The 6,846-nt window shown below is 67.9% G+C and carries 6 protein-coding genes; 3 read left to right on the forward strand and 3 right to left on the reverse strand.

From position 1 onward, the window contains the following. Window positions 1–123: 123 nt before the first annotated feature. The gene (locus FBZ87_RS28855) at window positions 124–654 is read right to left on the reverse strand and encodes a DUF2141 domain-containing protein (protein WP_145614013.1); all 531 of its coding nucleotides are present in this window, start codon (window positions 652–654) and stop codon (window positions 124–126) included. Window positions 655–754: 100 nt separating this feature from the next. On the opposite strand from FBZ87_RS28855, the gene FBZ87_RS28860 reads away from it, so the two are divergent. The 3 genes from FBZ87_RS28860 to FBZ87_RS28870 all read left to right on the forward strand — a co-directional run bounded on the left by FBZ87_RS28860 (window position 755) and on the right by FBZ87_RS28870 (window position 3,791). Then, entirely contained in the window at window positions 755–1,891 is a 1,137-nt protein-coding gene (locus tag FBZ87_RS28860; protein ID WP_145614014.1) for a glycosyltransferase, read from the forward strand. Between the two features lie 37 nt (window positions 1,892–1,928). Next, complete coding sequence (locus tag FBZ87_RS28865; RefSeq protein ID WP_145614015.1) at window positions 1,929–2,690, forward strand: PIG-L family deacetylase; 762 nt, start codon at window positions 1,929–1,931, stop codon at window positions 2,688–2,690. Window positions 2,691–2,756: 66 nt separating this feature from the next. Next, on the forward strand, window positions 2,757–3,791 hold the full coding sequence (locus FBZ87_RS28870; RefSeq protein ID WP_145614016.1) for a radical SAM protein: 1,035 nt from the start codon (window positions 2,757–2,759) through the stop codon (window positions 3,789–3,791). Here the strand turns inward: FBZ87_RS28870 and FBZ87_RS28875 are convergent. After that, a complete protein-coding gene (locus FBZ87_RS28875) occupies window positions 3,784–5,223 on the reverse strand; it encodes an oligosaccharide flippase family protein (protein WP_145614017.1) in 1,440 nt (479 codons plus the stop codon). The genes FBZ87_RS28870 and FBZ87_RS28875 overlap by 8 nt on opposite strands. Beyond that, complete coding sequence (locus tag FBZ87_RS28880) at window positions 5,220–6,482, reverse strand: glycosyltransferase family 4 protein (protein WP_145614018.1); 1,263 nt, start codon at window positions 6,480–6,482, stop codon at window positions 5,220–5,222. Before FBZ87_RS28880 ends, FBZ87_RS28875 begins: the two co-directional genes overlap by 4 nt. Between the last annotated feature and the right edge of the window lie 364 nt (window positions 6,483–6,846).

A 6,846-nucleotide genomic window follows, 5' to 3' on the forward strand; every position in this document is an offset into this window, starting at 1 on the left:
CGTCAGCGCCGCTCACAGCCGCAGCCAGATCGACCACGCCCTCTCCCTGTTCGCCACCACGGGACGCGAACTGGGCCTCATCCCGGCAGAGCCGGTCGCCCAGCCCGAAATCCGCGCCGCCGCTCAGTAGTACTTCATCAGCACGGAAACGGGATTGTCCCCGGCCTGGACGGGGATGCGCACCTTGCCCAGGTCCGGCGGTCCCAGGTACAGCGTCGGATTGTTGGAGAAGCCGTACCCCTCCGCCGGAATGCCGAGCATCGTCGTATCGAAATGGCCATTGTCGTTTTCATCATGAAACAACGCGACCGCGTAATGGCCGGCCTGGGGCAGGACGAAACAGGCCTCCGTCACGGGCAGGACGACCGGCAGGATCTGGCGGGCGACCTTATAGGCACCGTCCAGGAAATGATCGGCATCGTCCGGATAGATGGTGATGGTGACGTTGCCCTTGCCCGAGTGCATGCCGGTGATGTTGAGCCGCAGCCGGACCTGGGCGGCATCGGCCGGGTCGCACGGCGGGCCGGGCATGGCCACCGCCTTCTCCGCCCGGGCCACCGCGGGCAGGGCCAGGACCGCCGTCACCGGGGCCGCCACCACCGCCAGAGACCAGATGCCCGCCAGCACGGCGCGGGCTTTAAGCTTGCCTCGCATCACCAACTTGTCCCCCACCAGTCCATTCTTCCGGGCGCGCCCGCACGCACCATGTACGGGCGGCGACAGATGGACTTCAAGCCCTGTGAAGACCCCATGCATGCGTGACGTGGTCATCTTCCGGCACAATCTGTTCCGGGTTTCCGAGACCTTCATCACGGAGCAGGCGCGCTTCCTGCGCCGCCATGCGCCGCTATACGTCGGGCGCCTGCGGTATGGCCCGCCGCCGCCGGGCGCCGCCTCGCTGGCGCTGGCCGATCTCTGGCCGCGCCTCACCCTGCCCCGCATCGGCTGGCAGATGCTGACCCGCGATCCGGCACCGTATCAGCGCCTGCTGGCGGGGCGGCGCCCGGCCCTGATCCATGCCCATTTCGGGGTGGAGGGCGTCTATGCCCTGCCGGTGGCGCGTCGCCTGGGCCTGCCGCTGATCACCACCTTCCACGGCTTCGACGCGACGCTGTCAACCGCGGCGCTGATGATGTCGCCCGCCTGGGTGAACTATCCCCTGTTCCGCGGCCGCCTGGCCCGGCAGGGGGACCTGTTCCTCTGCGCCTCCGCCTTCATTCGGGAGCGGGTGCTGGCCATGGGCTTCCCGGCGGAGCGGACGCGGGTGCACTACATCGGCGTCGATTGCCAGGCCATCCGCCCCCGCGACCCGGAGGAGGAGACGCCGACCATCCTGCACGTCGCCCGCCTGGTGGAGGTGAAAGGGGCGGAATATCTGATCCGCGCCTTCTCCCTTCTTGCGGATTGGCATCCCAAGGCCCAACTGGACATCATCGGCGACGGGCCTTTGCGCAAGCCGTTGCAACGGCTTGCGGGAACGCTGGGATTGAGCAGTCGCATACGCTTCTTGGGAGCCCTGCCCCATACCGAGGTTCTGGCGCGGATGCGCCGGGCGGCGATGCTGGTCCTGCCCAGCGTGCGCACCAACACCGGGCGCGTCGAGGGCCTGGGCATGGTCATGCTGGAGGCCGCCGCCACCGGTGTCCCCGTGATCGGCAGCCGCATCGGTGGCATTCCGGAAGCCATCGTGGAGGACCGCACCGGCCTGCTGGCGCCGGAGCGCGATGCCGAGGCCCTGGCCCGGCATATGGAAACCCTGCTGGACAACCGCGACCTGCGCCACCGCATGGGATGGGAGGCGCGCGCTCACGTGGGGGCGCGGTTCGACATCACCCGCCAGACGGCAGCGCTGGAGGATATATACGACCAGGTGGCCGGCCATGCGGCATGACGGCGCCTCAGGTCCCGAACGGGGGAGTGACCAGAGGATGGCTGGGCGGGCAGTCGTGGTCGCCCATCCGGACGACGAGATCCTATGGCTCAGCTCCGCCCTCGCCGGGGCCGACCGGGTTGTCTTCTGCTTCGGCGATCCCTTCGGTCGGCCGGCCAAGGCGGCGGCGCGGCAGCGCGCGGTGGCGGCCCTGGCCTTGCCGGGCCTGATCGACCTCCGCATTCCGGAAAGCGGCGCCGGCTTCGCCATCGACCGGGCCAGCCCGATGGTCACGCCCCAGGGGCTGCAGATCACCGACGCGGCGGCCCGCACCCGTTATGAGGCGAACTTTCCCCGCCTGATGGCGGCCCTGCGCCCGGCCCTGGCGGGATGCGCGGAGGTCTACACCCATAACCCCTGGGGGGAGTACGGCCACGCCGAGCACGTGCAGGTCCACCGTGCCGTCACCACCCTTCAGGCGGAGCTGGGCTTTCGCGTCTGGTTCAGCAACTATGTGGACACCAGGAGCTGGCCGCTGGCCACCCGGCTGGCCGGCGCCCCGTGCTGGACGGATCGGCGCCACGTCCGGCCCGACGTCGCCCTGGCGCGCAGCCTGATGAAGACGTACCGGCGCCATGGCGCCTGGACCTGGACGCCATTTCACCGCTGGCCGGCGCAAGAAACACTTTACGGCCACGCGCCGGAGGCCGAAGGTCGCCACCCCATGGCGGGGGAGGAGATGTTGGACGTGGCCGGCCTGCGCTGGTGGCCTCCGCCCTGGCGCCGGGCGCGGCGGCGCCTGCCGCCCCTTCCGGTTTGATCCTCGGTCCCTTCGCTTTGAAACACGGCCTGCTGCGAAACACGATCTGCTGCGCGGAATGTCCCCATGACCTCGACGACTGATACCACCCGTCCCGGCCGCCTGGAAAACCTGGCCGCCGGTCTCCGCTTCGCCGCCCGCGCCGTCGGGCAGCGGTACACGCCGCTGCTAGCCCAGGTCGTGGTGACGCGCCGCTGCAACCTGGCCTGCGGCTATTGCAACGAATATGACGACTTCTCCCCGCCCGTACCGCTGAAGGACTTGCTGGCGCGCGTCGATCATCTGGCGGCGCTGAAGACGTCCTCCATCACCTTCACGGGCGGCGAGCCCCTGCTGAACCCCGACCTGGACAAGGCCGTGCGCCATGCCCGGCAGAAGGGGATGATCGTCACCACCATCACCAACGGCTTCCGCCTGACCAAGGAATGGATCGACCGCCTGAATGCCGCTGGCCTTCAGGGCATGCAGATCAGCATCGACAACCTTGAGCCCGACGAAATCTCGATGAAGAGCCTGAAGTCGGTCGAGGGCAAGCTGGAGCTGCTGTCCAAGCATGCGCTGTTCAAGGTCAATGTGAACTCCGTGCTGGGCGTCACGGGGGAGCGGACGCAGGACGTGGTGACGGTGGCGGAAACGGCTGCCAAGTTCGGCCTGCAGCATTCCGTGGGCGTGTTGCATGACGGCAGCGGCACGCTGAAGCCCCTGAGCCCAGCGCAGATGCTGGCCTATGAGAAGGTCACCCAGATTTCGCCGTCCCTGGTGCACACCTTGAACTACCGGCTGTTCCAGAAAAACCTGATGAACGGCCAGGCCAACGATTGGCAGTGCCGCGCCGGCGCCCGTTACCTGTACGTCACCGAGGACGGGCGGGTGCATTGGTGTTCGCAGCAGCGCGGCTATCCCAACAAGCCGCTGCTGGACTACACGCTGGAAGACATCAAGCGGGAATATCACACCGAAAAGGGCTGCGCCCCGACGTGCACCCTGAGCTGCGTGCACCAGATGAGCATGTTCGACCGGCGGCGCCAGTCCATTCCGGACCCCACGGTCCGGCCGGCCGGCGCGCCGCCGGCGGATGGTGCGGCCAAGCCGGTCAGCTGACCGGCTTTTCCCGGTCGTACCGGAACAGCCCGCCGTAGGCGGCCGCCATCGCCACCGCGACGATGGCGACGCTGACAGCGGGCCTTTCGCCCCCGGGCAGCAGGCGCAGGGTCCAGACCACGGCGGCCATGACGGCAACGCCGGCGGCGGGCAGCAGGAAGGCCCGGGCGACGCTGGCGGCGCCGATGGCCCATGTCCGCTCCAGATAGCGGGCGCCCCACGCCAGCAGCGGCGGATAGATCGCCAGCCACACCGCCGCGACGGCGATGATTCCGCCCTCGGCCGGCAGCAGGGCCCCCACCGCGACGATGCCGGCGCTCAGCAGGGTCAGCGTGGCGGCTGACAGCTGGGCCGCCAGGCCCGGCCGTCCCGACGCCATCATCAGCGGCGTCAGCAGTTGCGAGGTCACGCGCAGCAGGGCGGCCGCGGCCAACAGCTTCAGCGGCAGGGCGGCGGCGGTATAGCTGAGGCCGTGGTCGTCATGGATCAGGGTGGTCAGAGGATCGGCCGCCAGGATCAGGCCCACCATCAGGGGGGCCGTCAGCAGGGCCAGTCGGCGCAAGGACCAGGTCAGCGATCGGGTCAGTCCGGCCCTGTCGCCAGCCAGGCGGGCGAAGACGGGCAGCGCCGTGCGGTTGATGAGCGTGCCCACCGCCATCACCGGTTCCATGGCGATGTCGAAGGCGACCCGGTACAGCGCCAGGGGGGCCGGGCCGTAGAACCAGCCCACCAGCAGGAAATCGATGTTCTTGAAGATTTGCTCGAACAGGTTGACCGCCGCGGCGCGGAAGCCGAAGCGGACCAGGCCGCGGATGTCGTCCCGCCGGAAGTGCGCCCCCGGGCGGAAGGGGCGCGCCAGCGTGGCGCCGATCAGCGTGTAGAGACCGCTGGAAACATAACCCGCCACCAGGGCCCAGGCCCCGGCGCCCGCCACAGCCAGGCCCAGCCGCGTCAGCGCCGCCCCCAGCGTGGCCGCCACGTTGACGACGGCGATCCGCTCATATTTCAGGTCGCGGTTCAGCAGCGCCAGCGGGATCACAGCGGCGGCGACCATCGGCTGCTTGGCGGCCACGGCGACGAAGTAGGCCGCCATGCCGGTGACGCCGTACAGGGCCTCCAGCCCCGGTGCCGCCGCCAAGGTCACCGCACCCATCAGAAAGGCGGCGCCCAGAATGAACCAGAAGAGGCTGTCCAGCTGACGCTTGGCCACCGCGGGCGCCTGGACCAGAGCGTCGCCCGTGCCCAACCCGTCGAAGGCCTCGATCACCATGCCGGTGGAGATGACCAATGAGGCCACTCCCACCTGTTCCTTGCTGAGGAAGGTCAGCACGGCGAGGATGGTGGAGAAATCGATGACCTTGGCCAGGACGGTGGCGCCGCCCAGCCAGTTGAAGCCCCGGCGCAGATGGCGCTGATGGTCGCCGTCGCTCACGTTTTCCTATCCATTCCGAGGGTGGCCTCGGGACGGGGCGGCAGTACCCAGGCGCCCTTATTGACCAGGTGGGCCAGCCAATGGCGCGACTGCTGGCGCCACGCCCGGAATTCCCGCCTGCCCCAAGTGCCGGCCCTCACCGGGGCGGCGCGCATGCGCTCCTCCACCAGGGCGTAGATGCGCTGCGCCCGCGCGGCCCAGGTGTAGTCACGGCTGTCGGCCAGGGCCGTTTCCGCCAAGCGGGCGGCACGGGCGGGATCGCCCAGCAGCGCGTCTATGCCGGCGACAAGGTCGGGTACGGAATCGGGTGGGCAGAGATGGGCGTTCTCATCGTGGCGCAGCACCTCGCCCACATCGGGGGTGCGCCCAGCAAGGATGGGCCGGCCGGAAGCGAGGTAGAAAAATACCTTCAGCGGCAGGACTGTCGATCCGAACTCCGCCAGCGGCAGCCAGGACGGCGGAATCAGCAGAATGTCTGCGGCGTAGATGTAGTCGGCTAGCTTGTCCGCCGGCTGATAGGGGACGATGCGGACATTGGGCACGTCGCGGGCCATGGCCTCGATCGGCCCTTCCCCATACGACCCCACCAGGATGAACAGGACATCCGGCCGCTCCCTGGCCGCTTCGACCGCCAGGGCCAAGCCCTTCTTGTGGTTCACCCGGCCGGTGTAGACGACCGTTTTCTGACCGGGCTCGACGCCGATCCGCCGCTTGGCCTCCTCAAGGGGGATGCGGGCTTGGAACCGGGCCGGTTCATAGCCGTTGCGGATGCAGCGCACTTTGTCCTCGGGAATTCCCAAGGCCAGATATTTGCGCCGGGTGTAATCGGAATGGCAGATTTTGACGATGAAGCGCGGATGGCTGAGCAGGCGGTACAGCCAGAACTGCAGCGGCGGGATCTGGTCGGGCCATGGGCGGTAGTGATCGAAGGCGACCTTCTGCCCGAACAGGATGGCCATCCAGGCGACCCAGAGGTTGCGGGTGTAGACCACGTCGGCCCGGCGAAACTCTTTCCGGAAAGGCAGGGTGAGCCCGCAGAGGAAATGCCGCAGCGCCGCCGGCATGATCGGCGCACGCGCGTCGATCACCGGCATGCCGGCCAGGGCCTCCGCCGCCGCCCGACCAGCCGCGTCCTTCAGGGGGACGTGCAGCCACGCCCCTTCCGTCAGCGGGGCCAGATACCGGGCCGTGGTGGTAAATACTTCAGCGTCCGCTTCGGTGCTTGGTAAAGGGTTCTCGAAAGTGAATAATATTCGCATCGAAAACTGCACCATGGGAAAGCGGAGGGGTGCCCGTTTCTTTCATAGGTGATCGCCGGATTCAATAGCGACGGCCCCCACCGTTCCTCTCACCGGGCATGCTGAATGGCCGGTTGGAATCCGGCCCCGGCACACCGCTTATGGGTCACGGGGACGGAAATGGCGCCGATACGGTGTATCGGCCATCATTCCGTCACAAAAGTGTGAGGGTGCTCACATCCTTTTGACGCGCCTTGCCCGATTTTCACCTACTGTTTTGTAAATTCCCTAACTCACAGGTTACGTCATGCAGAGGGCCAAAATCCGTATTGCCATCGCAGGCATCGGAAACTGTGCGAGCGCGCTGATCCAGGGCATTCATTAC

Source organism: Nitrospirillum amazonense (assembly GCF_007828035.1).
GTDB lineage: Bacteria > Pseudomonadota > Alphaproteobacteria > Azospirillales > Azospirillaceae > Nitrospirillum > Nitrospirillum amazonense.